19 protein-coding genes are annotated in these 16,738 nt (G+C 73.5%); 10 read left to right on the forward strand and 9 right to left on the reverse strand.

What is annotated here, in order from left to right; genetic code table 11:
- Positions 1-8 precede the first annotated feature (8 nt).
- Positions 9-1,181: a xylose isomerase gene (gene xylA, locus CUT44_RS04180; protein WP_100200741.1), complete on the forward strand. Its 1,173-nt coding sequence runs from the start codon at positions 9-11 to the stop codon at positions 1,179-1,181.
- 134 nt (positions 1,182-1,315) lie between these two features.
- On the opposite strand, the gene CUT44_RS04185 is transcribed toward xylA, so the two are convergent.
- Positions 1,316-1,573: an SGM_3592 family protein gene (locus CUT44_RS04185; protein WP_100200742.1), complete on the reverse strand. Its 258-nt coding sequence runs from the start codon at positions 1,571-1,573 to the stop codon at positions 1,316-1,318.
- Between the two features lie 423 nt (positions 1,574-1,996).
- Positions 1,997-2,476 carry an ATP-binding protein gene (locus tag CUT44_RS04190; protein ID WP_233221206.1) on the reverse strand — a complete coding sequence of 160 codons (480 nt, stop codon included), beginning with the start codon at positions 2,474-2,476 and terminating at the stop codon, positions 1,997-1,999.
- A 156-nt stretch (positions 2,477-2,632) separates the two neighbouring features.
- Here CUT44_RS04190 and CUT44_RS04195 point away from each other — a divergent pair, with 156 nt between their 5' ends.
- Genes CUT44_RS04195 through CUT44_RS04205 form a run of 3 tightly spaced genes read left to right on the forward strand, consistent with a single transcriptional unit; the run spans position 2,633 to position 4,628 of the window.
- A complete protein-coding gene (locus CUT44_RS04195) occupies positions 2,633-3,499 on the forward strand; it encodes a helix-turn-helix domain-containing protein (RefSeq protein WP_100200744.1) in 867 nt (288 codons plus the stop codon).
- 12 nt (positions 3,500-3,511) lie between these two features.
- The gene (locus CUT44_RS04200; RefSeq protein ID WP_100200745.1) at positions 3,512-3,760 is read left to right on the forward strand and encodes a DUF397 domain-containing protein; all 249 of its coding nucleotides are present in this window, start codon (positions 3,512-3,514) and stop codon (positions 3,758-3,760) included.
- 40 nt (positions 3,761-3,800) lie between these two features.
- Positions 3,801-4,628, forward strand: coding sequence for an SAM-dependent methyltransferase (locus tag CUT44_RS04205; RefSeq protein WP_100200746.1), 828 nt, complete (start codon positions 3,801-3,803; stop codon positions 4,626-4,628).
- Between the two features lie 67 nt (positions 4,629-4,695).
- On the opposite strand, the gene CUT44_RS04210 is transcribed toward CUT44_RS04205, so the two are convergent.
- From CUT44_RS04210 to CUT44_RS04230, 5 genes are read right to left on the reverse strand one after another with little or no spacing between them, the layout of a single operon-like run.
- On the reverse strand, positions 4,696-5,592 hold the full coding sequence (locus CUT44_RS04210; RefSeq protein ID WP_100200747.1) for an STM4011 family radical SAM protein: 897 nt from the start codon (positions 5,590-5,592) through the stop codon (positions 4,696-4,698).
- Positions 5,593-5,603: 11 nt separating this feature from the next.
- Entirely contained in the window at positions 5,604-7,004 is a 1,401-nt protein-coding gene (locus CUT44_RS04215) for an STM4012 family radical SAM protein (RefSeq protein ID WP_100200748.1), read from the reverse strand.
- The gene (locus CUT44_RS04220; protein WP_199185604.1) at positions 7,001-7,813 is read right to left on the reverse strand and encodes an STM4013/SEN3800 family hydrolase; all 813 of its coding nucleotides are present in this window, start codon (positions 7,811-7,813) and stop codon (positions 7,001-7,003) included. Before CUT44_RS04220 ends, CUT44_RS04215 begins: the two co-directional genes overlap by 4 nt.
- A gap of 31 nt (positions 7,814-7,844) precedes the next feature.
- Positions 7,845-9,047, reverse strand: coding sequence for an STM4014 family protein (locus tag CUT44_RS04225; RefSeq protein ID WP_199185594.1), 1,203 nt, complete (start codon positions 9,045-9,047; stop codon positions 7,845-7,847).
- On the reverse strand, positions 9,028-9,981 hold the full coding sequence (locus CUT44_RS04230) for an STM4015 family protein (protein WP_100200750.1): 954 nt from the start codon (positions 9,979-9,981) through the stop codon (positions 9,028-9,030). Before CUT44_RS04230 ends, CUT44_RS04225 begins: the two co-directional genes overlap by 20 nt.
- Positions 9,982-10,166: 185 nt before the next feature.
- Between CUT44_RS04230 and CUT44_RS04235 the strand changes: the two genes are divergently transcribed.
- The 4 genes from CUT44_RS04235 (at position 10,167) to CUT44_RS04250 (ending at position 13,153) form a co-directional block, all read left to right on the forward strand.
- Complete coding sequence (locus CUT44_RS04235; protein ID WP_100200751.1) at positions 10,167-10,493, forward strand: hypothetical protein; 327 nt, start codon at positions 10,167-10,169, stop codon at positions 10,491-10,493.
- Between the two features lie 46 nt (positions 10,494-10,539).
- Positions 10,540-11,583: a DUF6745 domain-containing protein gene (locus CUT44_RS04240; RefSeq protein WP_100200752.1), complete on the forward strand. Its 1,044-nt coding sequence runs from the start codon at positions 10,540-10,542 to the stop codon at positions 11,581-11,583.
- Between the two features lie 249 nt (positions 11,584-11,832).
- On the forward strand, positions 11,833-12,630 hold the full coding sequence (locus CUT44_RS04245; RefSeq protein ID WP_100200753.1) for an SGNH/GDSL hydrolase family protein: 798 nt from the start codon (positions 11,833-11,835) through the stop codon (positions 12,628-12,630).
- A gap of 337 nt (positions 12,631-12,967) precedes the next feature.
- Entirely contained in the window at positions 12,968-13,153 is a 186-nt protein-coding gene (locus tag CUT44_RS04250; RefSeq protein WP_100200754.1) for a hypothetical protein, read from the forward strand.
- Positions 13,154-13,243: 90 nt separating this feature from the next.
- On the opposite strand, the gene CUT44_RS04255 is transcribed toward CUT44_RS04250, so the two are convergent.
- Positions 13,244-14,068: a hypothetical protein gene (locus tag CUT44_RS04255; RefSeq protein WP_233221207.1), complete on the reverse strand. Its 825-nt coding sequence runs from the start codon at positions 14,066-14,068 to the stop codon at positions 13,244-13,246.
- A gap of 237 nt (positions 14,069-14,305) precedes the next feature.
- Between CUT44_RS04255 and CUT44_RS04260 the strand changes: the two genes are divergently transcribed.
- On the forward strand, positions 14,306-14,698 hold the full coding sequence (locus tag CUT44_RS04260) for a roadblock/LC7 domain-containing protein (protein ID WP_100200755.1): 393 nt from the start codon (positions 14,306-14,308) through the stop codon (positions 14,696-14,698).
- 236 nt (positions 14,699-14,934) lie between these two features.
- Entirely contained in the window at positions 14,935-15,894 is a 960-nt protein-coding gene (locus CUT44_RS04265) for a DUF6397 family protein (protein ID WP_233221208.1), read from the forward strand.
- On the opposite strand, the gene CUT44_RS04270 is transcribed toward CUT44_RS04265, so the two are convergent.
- Positions 15,781-16,719 (reverse strand): acyl-CoA thioesterase, encoded by a 939-nt coding sequence (locus CUT44_RS04270; protein WP_100200756.1) that lies wholly within the window; start codon positions 16,717-16,719, stop codon positions 15,781-15,783. The two genes, CUT44_RS04265 and CUT44_RS04270, sit on opposite strands and share 114 nt — an antisense overlap.
- Between the last annotated feature and the right edge of the window lie 19 nt (positions 16,720-16,738).

Raw genomic sequence — 16,738 nt, forward strand, 5'->3', positions numbered from 1 at the left:
GGCATGCCATGAGTTACGAGCCGGCACCGGAGCACAAGTTCACCTTCGGTCTGTGGACCGTCGGCTGGCAGGGGCGCGACCCCTTCGGCGACGCCACCCGCCCCGCCCTCGACCCGGTCGAGTCCGTCCAGAAGCTCTCCGAGCTGGGCGCCTACGGCGTCACCTTCCACGACGACGACCTGATCCCCTTCGGCTCCTCCGACACCGAGCGCGAGGGCATCGTCAAGCGCTTCCGCCAGGCGCTGGACGCCACCGGCATGAAGGTGCCGATGGCGACCACCAACCTCTTCACCCACCCGGTCTTCAAGGACGGCGCCTTCACCGCCAACGACCGGGACGTGCGCCGCTACGCGCTGCGCAAGACCATGCGCAACATCGACCTGGCCGTGGAGCTGGGCGCCACCACCTACGTCGCCTGGGGCGGCCGCGAGGGCGCCGAGTCGGGTGCCGCCAAGGACGTGCGGGTCGCGCTGGACCGCCTCAAGGAGGCCTTCGACTTCCTCGGCGACTACGTCGTCTCGCAGGGCTACGACCTGCGCTTCGCCATCGAGCCCAAGCCCAACGAGCCGCGCGGCGACATCCTGCTGCCGACTGTCGGACACGCCCTGGCGTTCATCAACGAGCTGGAGCACGCCGACCGGGTGGGCCTCAACCCCGAGGTCGGCCACGAGCAGATGGCCGGGCTGAACTTCCCGCACGGCATCGCCCAGGCGCTGTGGCACGGCAAGCTGTTCCACATCGACCTCAACGGCCAGTCCGGGATCAAGTACGACCAGGACTTCCGCTTCGGCGCCGGCGACCTGCGCCAGGCGTTCTGGCTGGTGGACCTGCTGGAGTCGGCCGGCTACGACGGCTCGCGGCACTTCGACTTCAAGCCGCCGCGCACCGAGGACTTCGACGGCGTGTGGGCCTCGGCCGCCGGCTGCATGCGCAACTACCTGATCCTCAAGGAGAAGGCGCTCGCCTTCCGCGCCGACCCGGAGGTCCAGGAGGCGCTGCGCGCCTCGCGGCTGGACGAGCTGGCCAGGCCCACCCTGAACGAGGGGGAGACCCCCGCCGACCTGCTGGCCGACACCGGCGCGTTCGAGTCGTTCGACGCGGACGCGGCGGCGAAGCGCGGCATGGCCTTCGAGAAGCTGGACCAGCTGGCGATGGACCACCTGCTGGGCGTCCGCGGCTGACGCGGCCGGTACGGCCGGCGGCCGGTGCCGCCGGCCCGGCCGGTGCGCGCGGGGGTACGGGCAACACGCCCGTGCCCCCGCGCGGCGCGTGCGGGACGGCGCGCACGGCCGTGTCCGGGGGCTGTTCCGCGGGCTCACCCCTTGCGGCGCCGCCACCACCGCCCCCTGCGGCGCCTTCCGGGCTCGGGCCCGAGCCCGCCGGCCGGGGGCCCGTCCGCCCGCCACGGCTGCGGCTCGGGGGGCTCGCCCTGCCAGCGGGCCCGCAGCATCCGGGTGCGCGCCGCGGGTTCGTTCACCCGGGCGTCGCGTATGAACTCCTCATCGAGGACGAGCTCGTCCCAGGGATCCCGGGCTTCCTCGCCGTCCCCCTGGCGTACCGGTTCAGTGCCCATGGGGTACCTCCTGGTGCGGCAAACGAGCGATGCGGGCGGTGAGTTCCGGGAATTTCCGGGAGAGTGCCGGGGACGCGGTCCGGGCCGGGCGGCCGCGGCGTCGAACAGGTCGCGCGGGACCTGCTTGTCCGTGGTGGGCCCCGCGCACAGCGAACCGCCGGGGCCGAGCCGGGGGGCGTCCGCGCTCACCCGCGGCTCACAGGATCCGGGGCGCCACGGGCGGGACCGCGAACAGGGGGAAGCGCTCACCGCGTATCTGTGGCCCGGCTCCGTGGCCCGGTCCGGAGGACGGGGAGAAGTACAAGGGGGGCGGTGTTTCCGGCGCCGTGGCGCCGGAAACACCGCCCCCGGTGCGCGCCCACCCCCCGTGGGCGCGCGGCGGGACCCCCGGCCTCCCCCGCCCAGGGCCGGTCCGTCCCGCGTCTACACGACGGGCCGCGCGCAGCGCAGCTCCGCCCAGACCATGTGCCCCCTGCCGATGCCCGGCCGTACACCCCACTCCTCGACCAGCGCGCCGACCAGCAGCAGCCCGCGACCGCTCTCCCCCTCGGCGTCGACGGTGCCGGCCGCGCACCGGGCCCGGGGCCGGGCGGGCCCGGCGCCCCGGTCGGTGACCTCCAGCCGCAGCCGACGACCCGTGAACCGCAGCTCGCAGTCGACCTTGTCGCTGTCGGTGTGCCGGACGGCGTTGGTGAAGAGCTCGGAGACGACCAGTTGCGCGTTGTCGCGGACCATGGCCCCGATGCCCCACTCGGTGAGCCGGGCGCGCACCCTTCTGCGGGCCTCGGCCACGGAGGCGCCGATGGCGGGGAGGTGGAACGCGTCCCGCAGGCTCCCGTCGAGGTTCCCGGTGACGGGGCCGCGGCGGTCCTCTAACGGGCGAACATCGGGAAAGGAAGCCACGCCCATAGTGTGGGGTGCGTCGGCAACATCTGGCAAGGATCAATCTGTTGTTTGCAGAAACGCGCATCCCACCCTGTCGGAGCAAGCCGACGGCGTGACAGACTGCGGCGGCACAGCGGTGGTTCGGAGGATCGGGCGGTCGGGAAGGGGACGGCAGTGGTGGACTCCCGGGCGGGAGGCGCCCCGACGGTGCTGCGGGTGGTCCTCGGCAAGCGGCTGCGGGAACTGCGTCTCAGGGCGGGGCTCACCTACGAGAAGGCCGCTGCGGCGCTCGATGTCACCCATGCCACCGTCCGCCGGATGGAACGGGCCGAGGTCGGCCTGAAGGTTCCCTATGTCGAGAAGCTGCTGCGCACCTACGGGATCACCGAGCAGTCGGAGATCGACAGCTTCCTCGCCCTCACCCGGGAGGCGAACCGGCCCGGCTGGTGGCACCGCTACCGTGACGTGCTGCCCGAGTGGTTCAGCGCCTTCGTCGCCCTGGAGAGCGAGTCCCAGGTCATCCGCGCCTACGAGCCGCACTACGTGCCCGGCCTGCTCCAGACCGAGGACTACGTACGGGCGGTGCTGCGGGCGGGCATGCCGCACGCCGCCGAGGAGGAGGTGGAGCGCGGTGTCGGCCTGCGGCTGGAGCGCCAGCGGCTGCTGACCCGTGCGGAGCCGCCGCTGCTGTGGGTGGTGATGGACGAGACCGTGCTGCGCAGGCCCATCGGCAGCCGGGAGATCATGCAGGCACAGGTCTCCCGGCTGATCGAGGCGTGCTCGATGCCGAACGTGCGGCTGCAGGTCATGCCCTTCTCCGCCGGCCCGCACTCCGCCATGTACGGGCCCTTCCACATCTTCCGCTTCCCCCTGCCGGAACTGCCCGATGTCGCCTACAGCGAGAGCCTGGTGGGTGCCGTGTACTTCGACCAGCGCGACGACGTGTCGGCCTTTCAGGAGGCACTGGACCGGATGTGCGCGCAAGCCGCGCCGGTACGGCGGACCGAGGCCGTTCTCGACGGCCTCCGCAAGGAGCTGTGAGAGAAAGGGCTGATGAAACGTATCTACAACGGCATGCCGGCCGGGCTCCTGGGGAGCGAGGGCTGGCACAAGCCGTGGAGCGGCGGCAACGGGGGAAGCTGTGTGGAGGTCATGAGACTGGCGGACGGCAGGATCGCGCTGCGCCAGTCCACCGACCCCGACGGGCCCGCCCTCGTCTACGCCCATCAGGCGATCGTGAAGTTCATCCAGGGCGCCAAGGCGGGGAAGGCCGACTTCCTGCTCACCCGGGAGACGGCGTAGCCCGCGTGCAGAGGGCCGGAAAACCACGACGGAGGACGGTATGACCGACCAGTCCCATCAGTTCCACCGGGGCTTCACGCCCGAGCAGATCGACACCAGCAGACCGCACCCCGCCCGCATGTACGACTACTACCTGGGGGGAAGCGACAACTACGAGGTCGACCGCGAGGCCGCCGAGCGGCTGATGTCGATGACCCCGGACGTACGGATAAGCGCCCGCGCCAACCGTGACTTCCTCGGACGGGCGGTGCGGACGGTGGTGCGGGAGCACGGCATCCGCCAGATCATCGACGTCGGCACCGGCATCCCCACCTCTCCCAACACCCATGAGCTGGCCCGGTCCGTGTCCCCGGACGTCCGGGTGGTGTACGTGGACAACGACCCCATCGTGGCCGCCCACGCGGACGCCAAGCTCCTCAACTCGGGCAACGCCGAGTTCGTTCTGGCCGACATCCGCAGGCCCGAGGAGATCCTCGAGGCACCGGCGGTCCGCGAACTGATCGACTTCGACCAGCCGGTGGCCCTGCTGCTGATCGCGGTCCTGCACTTCGTCGGCGACGCGGAGGACCCGGCGGGCGTGGTGGCGGCCCTGAGCGGTGCCCTGCCGTCCGGCAGTTGCCTCGTCCTCACCCATGCCACCCTCGACTTCCACGACGAGTGGGAGGTGGACGGGCGCGCCGACGTCTACAAGAACGCCACCGCCCAGCTGAGCCTGCGCGGCCGGGACGGGATACTGCCGTTCTTCGACGGCTTCGACCTGGTCGACCCCGGGCTGGTGCAGTTGTCGCGGTGGCGGCCGGACGACCCGCCGCGCGATGCCGAGCCGGGCCGGGTCGCGCTCTACGGCGGGGTCGGCGTCAAGCCCTGAGCCGACGCCGAACCCTGGACCGGCGCCAGGGCCCGGGTCGGCGCCAGGCTCCGGGCCCGGGCCGGTGTCAGGCTCCGGACGGGGACGGGCCCCGGCCCGGCAGCGGGATGTGGACCGGTACCGGTGCCGCGGGTATCCGCTCCAGCACACCGCCCGCGAAGACGTCGTACAGCGGCAGCGACTCCAGGTGCACATAGCCGATGTGGCAGTCGCAGACCGCCAGCGGACAGGTCCTGGGCCGCAGCGCCGCCCGCCAGGAGCCGTCGTAGAGGTTGCCCAGCGGCTCGGGGACGAAGTGGCAGCGCCGTACCGTTCCCTCGCCGTCCACGGAGACCACCGACTCGCCGGTGCGGCAGGGCAGCCCGGCACTGCGGTGCGGATACCGGCTGTACGGGAAGAGGGGGTCGACCGCCGTCCAGCGGTCGGCCTCCTCGTCCGGGTAGGCGCGCCCCTCGGCGGCGTTCACCCACAGGTACACGTGCTCGGGCAGGTCGGCGCGGAGCCGCCGGGCGCGGTCGAGGTGCTCGGGCAGGCCGACGATCCCGACGCTGTACCGCACGCCCCGCTCCGCCAGCTCCCGGCACCTGCCCAGGAAGCGGTCGTAGGAGGTCTGGCCGGGGTGGTGGGTGCACCACAGCGCCAGGGTGGACAGGTCGGCCCCGGCCAGCCAGTCGGTGCGGCAGCTCAGGTTCGTCTGGATGGCCACCCGGCGCACCTGCGGCAGCCGGCTCAGCTCGACCAGCGCGCGCCGGTACCAGGACCGCACCAGGCCCTCGCCCCACGGTGTGAACAGCACCGACAGCCGGTCGTCGCGCCGCTCGGCGACCCAGCCGGTGAAGCGCTCCAGCGCCGCCCGGTCGGCGCGCAGCCGCTCCGGGGGGTCGCGCCGCTTGGCGAACGGGCAGTACGGGCAGTCGTAGTCGCACGAGGCCAGCGGCCCGCGGTACAGCAGGGTCAGCTCCACTCCCGCCCCCGTCATCTGAGGTCGTACCCGGCCATGGCGGCGCGCACCGCCGGGGAGAACAGCGCGGGGCCGACCGCGTCGGAGTGGGCCAGGCCCTCCGCGGACAGCCGCAGCCGCTCCGGCGCGGCGCCGGTGTCCAGCCAGCCCCGCCCGGCGAACGCGGCCAGCTCGGCGGGGAAGTGCTCACCGGGCGGGGCGCCGAACCGGGCCGTGTAGGCGGCCGTCTCCAGCCCCTCGGCCTGGAGCAGGGACTGCAGCAGGTGCCTGCGCCGGGCCTCGTCGGCGCCGTCGGGGCCGTCGGTGTCCATCCACCGGCCGTGCTCCGCGTGGGCGAAGTCCCGTGCGGGCCGGGAGACGTAGTCGTCGATGATCCCGCGTATCCGGCGCATGTCCACGGCGTAGTCGAAGGAGTAGTGCAGGCGCGCGGTGTAGGAGCGGGCGCCGCAGCCCAGGCCCACCATGCCGTCGGTCTGGCAGGCGTGGTCGCAGGCGGTGGCGGGCCCCCCGGCGCGGCGGAACATCCGCATCGACACCTGCTCGTAGCCGTGGGCGAGCAGATGGTCGCGGCCCAGGCGGTAGAGGGTCAGCCGCTGCGTGTCCCACTCCGGATCGGGGGCCGGACCGGACTCCGGCGGGGTGCCGCCGCGGCCCAGACCCGTCAGCGGCCGGACGTACAGCGGGTAGAGGTACAGCTCCTCCGGCTCCCAGGCGAGAGCGGCGTCCAGCGACTGCCGCCAGGTGGTGGCGGTCTGCCCCGCGATGCCGTAGATCAGGTCGATGTTGAGCACCGGGAAACCCGCCTCGCGGATACGGGCGAGGGCGGCCTCGACGTCCGAGCGCCGCTGGGGACGCACCGCGGCGCGCGCCTCGTCGTCGACGAAGCTCTGCACGCCCAGACTCAGCCGGGTGGTGCCGCGCCCGGCGAGGACCGCCAGCCGGTCGGCGGTGGCGGTCGCGGGAGAGGCCTCCACCGACAGCGGCACCGCGCGCAGGTCCGCGCCCATGCGCTCCTCGGCGATGTCGCACAACCGCTCCAGCTCGGCGGCGGTCAGGAAGGTGGGGGTGCCACCGCCGAAGGCCGCGGTGGCGAACCGGGCGTCCTCGCCCAGCGCCTCGCGCACCGGCCCGGACTGGCGCTCCAGCGCGTCCAGATACGCGCCGGTCAGCCCGCCGGGCGCGCCGATGCGGGTGAACAGGTTGCAGAAGCCGCAGCGCACCTCGCAGAAGGGGATGTGCAGATAGAGCGAGAGCGCGTCGGTCCTCTCCTCGGCCCACAGCTCGCGCAGCGCCGGCCGCTCCGGCAGCGGCCGGTAGGCCGTCTTGTGCGGATAGGCGTACACATAGCTCTGATAGGGGCTCCGGTACGGGTCCGGGCCGGTGGTGGCGGGCACGGCCGCCGGTGCTGTGCTCATGTTTTCTCGCAGTGGTCGAGGATGAAGTGGGCGTACGGCACCGTCCAGACGGTCTCGTGGCCGATCCGGTGACCGGTGTGGCCGTCCTCGCCGTAGGCCGTGCCGTGGTCGGAGCAGACGACGGCGAAGCACGGCCGGCGGCTGCTCGCGGCGGCGAACAGCCGCCCGATGTGCCGGTCGACGTAGCGGAGCGCCGCGGCGTGGGTGGCGCGCGAGTCGCCGGACCCGGCCGTGGCACCCGGCAGATGGAACCAGTTGGGCTGGTGCAGCGCCGAGACGTTGACGAACAGGAACAGGCGTCGCCCGGCGGGCAGCGCGGCCACCACCTCCTCGGCCCGGGCGACCTGCGCCTCGAAGGAGACGGGGGAGGTCACCCCGAACTCCGGCTCCCAGTGGCTCTCGGTGAACAGGCCGGGCAGTACCGATCCCAGGGCGCCGCGCTTGTTGAAGAAACCCACGCCACCTATGCACACGGTGTGGTACCCGGCGCCGGCCAGTCCGGTCACCAGATCCGGCGCGTCGAAGACCCAGGTGCCCTCCGCGGTGCTCTCACTGCCCTCGAAGCGCGCCGCGAACAGCCGCGGATGCGGCCCCGGGGAGGCGGGGGTGGGCAGGAATCCGGCGAAGAACGCCTGGTGGGCGGCGTAGGTGAAGCTGCCGGGAGAGTGCCGCATCTCCCACCACCCGCCCGGCAGGTGCCGCGCCAGGTTGGGCAGGGCGCCCTCGTCGGCCAGTTCCCGGGCCACGTCGTACCGCAGGGTGTCCAGGGTGACCAGCAGCAGGTCGTGGCTGCCCACGATCCGGTTCATGTCCGGCGGGACGGGACCCGTCCGGGCGGCGTCAGACCGCGGCATGCCGATGCTCCCTCCGCCGCACCGGCCCGCCCGGCACCGCACCGCGCGCGACGGCCGCCACCTGGGCGGCGTAGGTGTCCCGCCCCTCGGCGCTGCTGCCGGGCAGGCCCGTCAGCCGCGGCAGCAGGTCACCGAAGGCGTTCACCTCGCCGACGGCGAACCGCCGCCAGCCGGTCGCCGGGAGCAGGTCCACCCCCACGCACAGGGTGCCCGGGAAGTGGGCCGCGGCCCGCTCGCAGATCTCCAGCGCCTCCGTCCAGGACGCCCCCGCCGCCCGTACCGCGGCGCGGACCCGCTCCAGATCGCCGCGGACGCCGCCGAGATGGAGGTTCGTCATGGGGGAGCGGCTGGTGCGCACCAGGGCGTGGGTGGCCTCCCCGGCCACCACGACCACTCGCAGGTCGGCCGCCCGGCCGTCCTGGGAGGCCTTGGGCAGCCAGCGCTCGATGTGCAGACCGTCCGGCGCCAGGGCGTCCACCACGGCCGCGATCTCCCGCTCGTCGGTGTGGCGCCGCACCCGCAGGGAGTTGAACAGCCGGCCGTCCGCGGTCCGCTCCACGGAGGTCACCGCGCGCCACCGGTCGCGGCCGCCCCGCTCCACGGCCAGTACCCCGGAGGCGGAGGAGGCGTGGGCGGGCTTGACGAAGATCCGGTGCATGCCCGGCTCGTGCAGCACCGCGCGCACGTCCGCCCAGCCCGTCACCGGCGCGGCGCCGGGACCGGAGGTGGGGGAGGGCGGCACCGGCACACCGGCCTCGCGCAGCACCCCGTGGCACAGCCGCTTGTCGAAGAGGACCGCCAGCTCCTCCGGGTCGTCCAGCAGGGCGGCGCCGGCGGACCGGGCGGCACCGGCAACCTGCCGTACGGCCGCGGTGAACCGTGCGTACCAGCGGCCGGTGCCCTCCACCCGGGTGGGATCGGCCACGCCGCGCAGCAGGTGTTCGACGGCCGGGTCCTCACCGGGGGAGTCGATCCGCACGGTCTCGTCCGGGGCGAACGACGCACCACGGGTGAGGAGTTCCGTCCAGGGCAGCACCCGGGGCGCGGGCAGCCCGGCGTCGGCGACGGCCGCCGTGAACAGGGTCGTGCGGCGGTTGCCGGGGTTGCCGACGAGGGCGAACCGCGGAGGCGGGGACACGGGGGACACCGTGCCGTTCCGGGGGCGGGGGCTATTCGGAGACCGCGACATAGCGCCAGGTCTCGCCGTTGTGCTCCTCGGGCTTCTCCTGGTCGGAGAGGTCCACGTCCACTCCGGCGCCTTCCAGTTCCTCGCGGATCCGCGCCATCATGGCGTCGCTGAGGAAGTGGTGGCTCAGGTCGAGCTTCGTCAGGTGGGTCAGCGGCTGGCCGCTGAGCAGGGCTTCGGCGCCGGTGTCGGTGAGGGTGCCCATGGACAGGTCCAGGGTGTGCAGCCGGGCCACCACCGGGGCGCTCGCGACCGCGGCGGCGATCTCGTCCTGGAGCTCGCTGTCCGTCAGGCCCAGGCTGCGCAGTGCGGGCAGGCGCTCGCCGGTCAGGATCGGCGCCAGGTCCGCCACCGTGGCGTCGCCGCCGTAGTCGGTGACGCCCAGCCACAGCTCCAGTTCCTCCAGGGCGGGCAGGTCACTGGCGGCGACCCCGCGCACCACGCCGCCGGGCAGGCCGCCGGACTCGAACCTCAGGGTGCGCAGGTGCTCGTGGCGGACGGGGCGGAACACCAGGCCGGTGCCGCCGCGCACCCCGAACTCGCGCAGTCGCGGGTAGGCCTCCAGCACCGGGGTGACGTCGGACTGCTCGATCCAGGAGATCTCCGCCTCCTCGAACGTCACGTCCCCGATGAAGACGGCCTCCAGGGACGGAAAGCGCTCGGTGTCCGAGGTGAGCATTTCGACGACGAAGTCGGGGCCGTACTCGGACACCTCGCCCCACTGGCCTATGACCAGAGCGCGGACCGCCGCGGTGTCCACGGTCTCCGTGAACATCCGCCAGAGACCCTCGAAGCCGCCCTTCGGGCCGTCGTCGACGTAGGGGTTGAAGGACAGGCGCCAGGCCACGGAGCCGGCTGGGGGCAGGTCACCGGCAGGGGCGTCCGGCGCGAAGTCGTGGACGGGCAGCCCGTGCAACTCACTCAGATGACCGACCATGGCGCTCTCTCCTGATCTCGGGGGATGGTGCGGAACGTTCTATCAACTCCCACTGACACGGCTTGTGCGGGGGCGGCCGGGCCCCTGCTGACGAGCCGTCGGACCGCCGCCTGTCAGACCCCCGCCCTAGCGTCTTCGATCACCGCCGCCGGACGGACCGGCGCGGGAGACGGAGGGAGAGTGCCGTGTATCGGCAGGGAGATGTGTTGATCATGCCGGTGGCCGAGGAGGCGGTGTCGGAGCGGGCGGCCGGGCAGCCCGGTCTGCCCCGGGACGCGCGGGGGCGGTTGGTGCTGGCTCTGGGCGAGGTCACCGGGCACGCGCACGCCGTGGTGGGACCGGGGAAGCTCGTGCGGGAGCCGGGGCCGTCCACGGCGACACTGCTCCATCTCCCGGACGGAGGACGGGTGGTGCACGAGGAGCATGCCGCGATACCGCTGCCCAGGGGCTGGTATCGGGTGGTGCGGCAGCGGGAGTACGTCCCGGGCGCCGTCCGGGTCGTCGCGGACTGAGCGCGGAAGGGACGGAAGGGCAGTGACGGAGGCAGTGACTGTGCACATGGTGGCGGACCCGGTGGCGGACCCGGTGGCGGCGGGGGCCGAGCGCTGGCGCCGGACGGCCGCGGAGACGGGACGGGCCGACCGGGCCGCCGCGGAGAAGGGGGTGCGGCTGGCGTACCGCGCGGCCGGGCTCGCCGAGCCGGAGCGGATCGTGTGGGCCGGCTCGCCGCGGGCGGCCGTGGCCGCCGTACGGGAGTTGGAGGGAGCGGGCCGCAGCGTACGGCGGGAGGTGCGCACCCTGCCGTGGGCGGCGGAGCGGGAGCGGCTGCACGCGCGGCTGGGCCCGGCGGGCTGGGCGGAGCACTGGGCGCGCACCGGTGCTCCACTGTGGGGGACCACGCGGGCCCTCGTGGAGCGCATACGCACCGGGGTCGTCGAGGAGTCGGCCGGCTCGCCGGCGGAGGAGCCCGCGGTACGGCTGGTCCTGTTGGACGCGGTGCTCGGCCAGCACGACGCACCCTGGCTGGCCGCCCTCGGCGCCGGTGGCGGAGCGGAGGCCGGACCGCTCGGCGGACTCGCGGCGGTTGCCCGCGCGGCCGGCTGGTGGTGGCCCTACGAGCGGGTGGTCGTCGTCACCGAGCGCCCCCTGGAGCTTCACCGCGACGAGGCCGGGCGGCTGGACAGGGGTGACGGTCCGGCACTGGTCTTTCCCGACGGCTTCGCCCTGCACGCCTGGAAGGGCATGCCCGTTCCGGCCGACTTCCTCACCTCCCTGGGCACCCTCACCCCCGAGCGGATACGCGCGGAGGAGAACGCCGAGCTGCGCCGGGTGATGCTGGAGCACTACGGATACGACCGCTATCTCGCCGAGTCCGGGGCGCGGCCGGTCCACCGGGACTCCACCGGGGTGCTGTGGCGGATCGACCTGGAGAACGACGAACCCGTGCTGACCGTGGAGGTCGTCAACTCCACTCCGGAGCCGGACGGCAGCCACCGTACGTACTGGCTGCGGGTGCCGCCGTCGGTCCGGACGGCCCGGGAGGGGGTCGCCTGGACGTTCGGTCTGGAGGCCGACGGCTACGAGCCGGTGGTGCAGACCTGACGGGGCGTCGGCCGGGAATGTGAGGGGCGAAGCAGAGGCGGCGGCCATCCGGGTGGGACCGCTGTACCCGGATGGCCTGCCATGTGATCATTCGTCAGGAAAAGCGGCGTCGCTCGGGACGGCGCTCGCCGGGACGCGTGCCAGAAGGCGCGTCATTTTTGGCATGAACACTTCCGCAAAGTGTTCCGCGCTGCTACTACCTAGTAGGCGCAGATCCCCCCACCCGTCCTCCCCGCTCCAGGAGGTTTCATGAAGTTGTCCCGCCTTGCCACGGTGGCGGCCGCCCTCGCCGGACTCGGTCTCGGCGGCGCGGGCGTCGCCGCCGCCCAGGAGGCAGCCGCCACCTCCTACGTCGCACTCGGTGACTCGTACTCCTCGGGGGTCGGTGCCGGGAGCTACGACAGTGCCAGCGGCTCCTGCAAGCGCAGCCTCAACGCCTATCCGGTGCTGTGGAAGAACGCCAACTCGCCCGCCTCCTTCCACTTCACCGCCTGCTCCGGTGCGAAGACCACCGATGTCGTCAACAACCAGCTCGGCCCGCTGAACTCGGGCACCTCCCTGGTCAGCGTCACCGTCGGAGGCAACGACGCCGGATTCGCCGACACCATGATCGCCTGCGTACTGGGTGGCGAGAGCACCTGCGTGTCACGAGTCGCCCAGGCCCGCGAGTACATCGCCAACACCCTGCCCGGGCGCCTCGACGCGGTCTACGACGCCATTCGTGCCAAGGCGCCCAACGCCGAGGTCGCCGTACTCAACTACCCGCGCTTCTACGAACTCGACGGCAGCTGCCTGGTGGGACTGAGCGAGAGGTCGCGCGCCGCCATCAATGCCGCCGCCGACCACCTCAGCGATGTCATCGCCAAGCGCGCCGCGGATCACGGCTTCATTTTCGGCGATGTGCGCGGACCGTTCACCGGGCACGAGATCTGCTCCGGTGACTCCTGGCTGCACAGCGTCGACTGGCTCAACATCACCAACTCGTACCACCCGAAGGCGGCAGGCCAGTCCGGGGGCTACTATCCCGTGCTGGAGCGGCTCGCCTGACACGGCCTGACACGGCCCGGCCGGGACGGCGGCCGGTGGCGGCCCACGGGCCGCCACCGGCCCTCTCCTCCCGGGTGCGCCTCCGGTGTCGCCGCGCCCGGGACGGAACCGGCGGCCCGGGTACCGCCCGCCCCGCCCTCCTGGGGCGCCGGGCCGGGACGCGACGGCCGTCTCCCGGGCGCCCGCCGCTTCCCCGGGGCGTGGCGGGCGCCGCTCCTCCAGCCTCTCGGGCCCGCCCGGAGTTCCCGCCGCTTACGGCCGGAGGGAACCCGGTGGCCCGCCGGAGCGTTCCCGTAGTGCACGGCGGCCGTACCGCCGTACGAGGGAGGCGTGGAAGATGACCAACCGGGGAAAGGCCGCGGTCGGCGGCGTGGCCGCAGGTCTGCTTCTGTGGTGGCTGACCGGCAGCTTCCTGATCGCGATGGCGGTGGTGGTCGGTGTTCCGGCGATCGCCTACCTGACACTCGATCCTTCACAGCGGCGCCGGGTGCGCCGGATCAGCCGCAAGGAGCTCGGCCGCTGAGCAGTGCCGGGCGCTCCCGGGCGGACGGGCGGAGGGCGCGCCGTGCCGTGCGGCTTCCGGCCCGCCCGGGCCCGTGTCGGCCCGGCCGCCTCAGACGGCCGCGTCCGGGCGGACGGCCAGCTCGTCCAGCGCCTTGAGCAGGCCGGGCAGCTCCGGACCGCGGCCGACCGGAAGGATCTCGCCCGGTTCCTCGTCCAGCAGGACGAACGCGATGTCGTCGGTCCGTGCCACCAGGCTCCAGCCGGGCCCGTCCGCGCGCACCGTCCGGGCCTGCTCGGTGGCGAAGGCCGAGCGGACGCGGCCGGGGGGCGGCGGCGAGTCCAGATAGGCGCGGGCCTCCGCCAGGACATGACGCACCCGGCCGTCCGGCTGCTCGCCGGGCTCGACGAACGTCACGTCCGCGTCGACCCGAGCACGCCAGTGGGCCCACTGCAGGGCGACCTCGTCCGCGCCCAGCCGCCGCTGTGCCGGCCCCCAGTCCGTGGTGTCCGGCGGCGACAGCGGCGCGCGACCGCCGTCCAGCTCCGGTTCCGGCCCGGGGTCGTGGGGGGCGGGGACACCCGGTGCGGCCACCGCCACGGCCAGCGGCCACCCGGGGAGCACGGCGGCGACCGTACGCTCGCCCGGGGAGAGGTCGTACTCCATGCCGCAGTCCCAGGCGGCGATCGCGCACGCCACGAGGGAGACGTCCTCGGTGGCCACCGTCCAGCGCGCGCCCTGCCCGTCCTGGCCGAGGACGAGCCCGTAGCCCTCGGCGTACGGCTCCAGCCCGAGCGCGGCGCACGCCTCGGGATAGTCGTCGCCGAGGACGCTCGGGAACTGCGCGGGTGTGAGCAGTACGGCGGTCAGCACGTACAGCGCGTCGTCGTACCCGCCGTCCACGCCGTTCCCGCTTCCGCTCTCCTTCTCCGCCACGCCGCCCTCCTTTCGACCAATTGTCCGCGAACCCTAACCAGGTGGTGGGCGCGCCGTCGAGAGACCGGGAACACACCGGGACACGGCCCTTCTCCCTCTCCGCTCCGCCCGCTTCCGTCCCGGGGGCCGTCGCACGGCTTTCCGGATCTGTCTCCCGCGGCCGGATCGGTGGTTGCCCGGGCGACCGTCGTGGGTAAGGCTGGCACGGCATTGACCATGAGACAGGGGGAACCGGGGATGGCGCTGAACAGTGAGCTGGACTGGCTGCTGGACGATCTGACACAGCGGGTGTCGGCGGTGCGGCACGCGATGGTGCTCTCGAACGACGGGCTGGTCACGGGGGCCAGCCAGGGACTGGAGAGAAGCGAGGCGGAACATCTCGCCGCCGTGTCCTCGGGCCTGCACAGCCTGGCCCGGGGGACGGGAGAGCGCTTCCGGATGGGCCGGGCGTGCCAGACGATGATCGAGTTCGATGAGGGGATGCTTTTCGTGACGGCGGCGGGGGAGGGCAGCTGTCTGTGCGTGCTCGCCGCCGCGGACGCCGACATGGGCCTGGTCGCGTACGAGATGACCCTGCTGGTGAACCGGGTCGGTGAGCATCTGGGCGTGGCCATGCGCAACGGCGGCTGAACGGTCGTCCGCAGGCCCCCTTCCGGAGACTTCCGACGGGCCGCAGGGCGCCCCCGGGAGGCCTCCGGGCGCTGCCCGGTCTCCGGCCGAGTGTGCCCGGCCGGCCTCGCCGGCCACCGCCCGGACACAGCACGACCTGGCGTTTCTCCGGGTTTTCCACAGGCTCCGCGCGGCGGGTCGACTGCGGGCTACGGTCGTCGCACACAGTGATCGGATTACCGCGGAGAGGATCGGCCATGTCGATGGGACCGGCAGGGGCGGACACGGTGGAGTCGGTGAGAGCGGCGGTGGGCGCCGCGCCCACGGGGGACTCCGTGTCCCTGGTGGAGGCGCGTCGCGGGCTGGAGCTGCGGCCGCGTGAGCTGGAGCTGGCCGTCCGGCTCGGGGAGGTGGCGACGGTGCCCGCCGCGGTGCCGGGGCGGGAGCGGCCCGGCCGCCGGGTGCCGGTGGCGGAGCTGGCCCGGTTGCGGGCCGAGGAGGGATTTCCGGCCACCCTGCGGGCCCGGCTGCGGCTGGTCGGCGCCCGGGAGGGCGCCGGGCTGCTGGGCGTCTGCCCGGCACGCTTCACCCGGCTGGCCCGCGCGGGGTGCTTCGGCCCGGTGCGCTTCTCGCTCAACCGCTACCGGCGGGTGGTCTGGTTCTACCGGGCCGACGAGCTGCGGGACGTAGCCGCGCAGCAGCCGGAGCTGCTCGGCGGCTCCCTGCCGGAAGGGCTGCGGCTCCTGCTGGCCGAAGGAGCGGACTGGCGTCCGAGGCACTGGCGCAGTCGCCGTGTCGCCCAGGTGCTGCGGACGGCGGACGGCCCGTGGGAGGCCGCCGCCGCCCACGCCGCGGTCCTCCCCCCGGAGGTGTTGGCGGAGGCCGTGCCGGATCCGGCCGAGCGGCTCCGGCTGGCACGGCTGCGCCCCGATCTGGCGCCCACCCGGCCGGACTCGCCCGCCGCCCGCGAGGTCGTCCGGGGCCTGCTCACCACCCGCGACGAGGAGGAGACGCTCTGGCACCGGCTGGTGCTGGAACTGGCCCTGGACGCGGCACGGTCGGTGTGCCCCGCGGCTCTGCCCAGGCCGCCGGACGGAGCGGCCTCAGCCGTCCGTCTTCCGGAACAGGCCCTCCTGCATCACGGAGACGATCAGCCGGCCCCGGCGGTCGTAGAGCTGCCCGCGGGCGAGCCCGCGGGCACCGGTCGCGACGGGTGACTCCTGCTGGTAGAGGAACCACTCGTCGGCGCGGAACGGGCGGTGGAACCACATCGCGTGGTCCAGGGAGGCCATGTCGAAGCCCCTCGGTCCCCACAGCGGCTCGATCGGCAGGCGCACCGCGTCGAGCAGCGTCATGTCGCTGGCATAGGTGATCGCGCAGGTGTGCACGAGCGGATCGTCGCCTAGCGGCCCCACCGCCCGCATCCACACCGCAGTGCGCGGCTCCACACCCGCCAGTTCCCGGGACGTCCACCGCAGCCGGTCCACATAGCGGATGTCGAACGGCTGGCGGTGCGCCATGTGCTCCAGCGGCTCGGGCAGCGCCCCGAGGTGCTCCCGGATCTCGTCGGCCAGCCTCGGCAGTGACTCGGGATCCGGCACCCGGGGCATCGGCAGCTGATGTTCGAAACCCGGTTCGTCCCGGTGGAAGGAGGCGGTCAGATTGAAGATCGTCCGACCCTGTTGTACGGCCACCACCCGCCGGGTGGTGAAGGACCGTCCGTCGCGCACCCGCTCGACCTGGTACACGATCGGCACCCCGGGCACTCCCGGGCGCAGGAAGTACGCGTGCAGCGAGTGCACCGGGCGCCCACCGTCGGTGGTGCGCCCCGCCGCGACCAGAGCCTGTCCGGCGACCTGGCCGCCGAAGACGCGCTGCAGCGGTTCGTGGGGGCTGTGCCCGCGGAAGATGTTCTCCTCGATCCGTTCCAGGTCGAGCAGATCCACCAGACGCTCGGCCGGACTGCCCGGACTGCCCGGACTGCCCGGACTGCCCGGACTGCCCGGGGTGGCCGGGGGTGCCGGCCGGGTGGACTCGGTCATCGTCCGTGCTCCTTCGTGT

The organism is Streptomyces carminius (assembly GCF_002794255.1).
GTDB lineage: Bacteria > Actinomycetota > Actinomycetes > Streptomycetales > Streptomycetaceae > Streptomyces > Streptomyces carminius.

Excerpts from the sequence above, each read along its gene's own strand:
- CUT44_RS04250 (WP_100200754.1), top strand. The coding sequence starts at position 12,968 with ATGACCAACCGGGGAAAGGCCGCGGTCGGCGGCGTGGCCGCAGGTCTG.
- CUT44_RS04215 (WP_100200748.1), bottom strand. The coding sequence starts at position 7,004 with ATGAGCACAGCACCGGCGGCCGTGCCCGCCACCACCGGCCCGGACCCG.
- CUT44_RS04230 (WP_100200750.1), bottom strand. The coding sequence starts at position 9,981 with ATGGTCGGTCATCTGAGTGAGTTGCACGGGCTGCCCGTCCACGACTTC.
- CUT44_RS04270 (WP_100200756.1), bottom strand. The coding sequence starts at position 16,719 with ATGACCGAGTCCACCCGGCCGGCACCCCCGGCCACCCCGGGCAGTCCG.
- CUT44_RS04245 (WP_100200753.1), top strand. The coding sequence starts at position 11,833 with ATGAAGTTGTCCCGCCTTGCCACGGTGGCGGCCGCCCTCGCCGGACTC.
- CUT44_RS04240 (WP_100200752.1), top strand. The coding sequence starts at position 10,540 with ATGGTGGCGGACCCGGTGGCGGACCCGGTGGCGGCGGGGGCCGAGCGC.
- CUT44_RS04205 (WP_100200746.1), top strand. The coding sequence starts at position 3,801 with ATGACCGACCAGTCCCATCAGTTCCACCGGGGCTTCACGCCCGAGCAG.
- CUT44_RS04265 (WP_233221208.1), top strand. The coding sequence starts at position 14,935 with ATGTCGATGGGACCGGCAGGGGCGGACACGGTGGAGTCGGTGAGAGCG.
- xylA (WP_100200741.1), top strand. The coding sequence starts at position 9 with ATGAGTTACGAGCCGGCACCGGAGCACAAGTTCACCTTCGGTCTGTGG.
- CUT44_RS04200 (WP_100200745.1), top strand. The coding sequence starts at position 3,512 with ATGAAACGTATCTACAACGGCATGCCGGCCGGGCTCCTGGGGAGCGAG.
- CUT44_RS04260 (WP_100200755.1), top strand. The coding sequence starts at position 14,306 with ATGGCGCTGAACAGTGAGCTGGACTGGCTGCTGGACGATCTGACACAG.
- CUT44_RS04220 (WP_199185604.1), bottom strand. The coding sequence starts at position 7,813 with ATGAACCGGATCGTGGGCAGCCACGACCTGCTGCTGGTCACCCTGGAC.
- CUT44_RS04225 (WP_199185594.1), bottom strand. The coding sequence starts at position 9,047 with ATGTCGCGGTCTCCGAATAGCCCCCGCCCCCGGAACGGCACGGTGTCC.
- CUT44_RS04185 (WP_100200742.1), bottom strand. The coding sequence starts at position 1,573 with ATGGGCACTGAACCGGTACGCCAGGGGGACGGCGAGGAAGCCCGGGAT.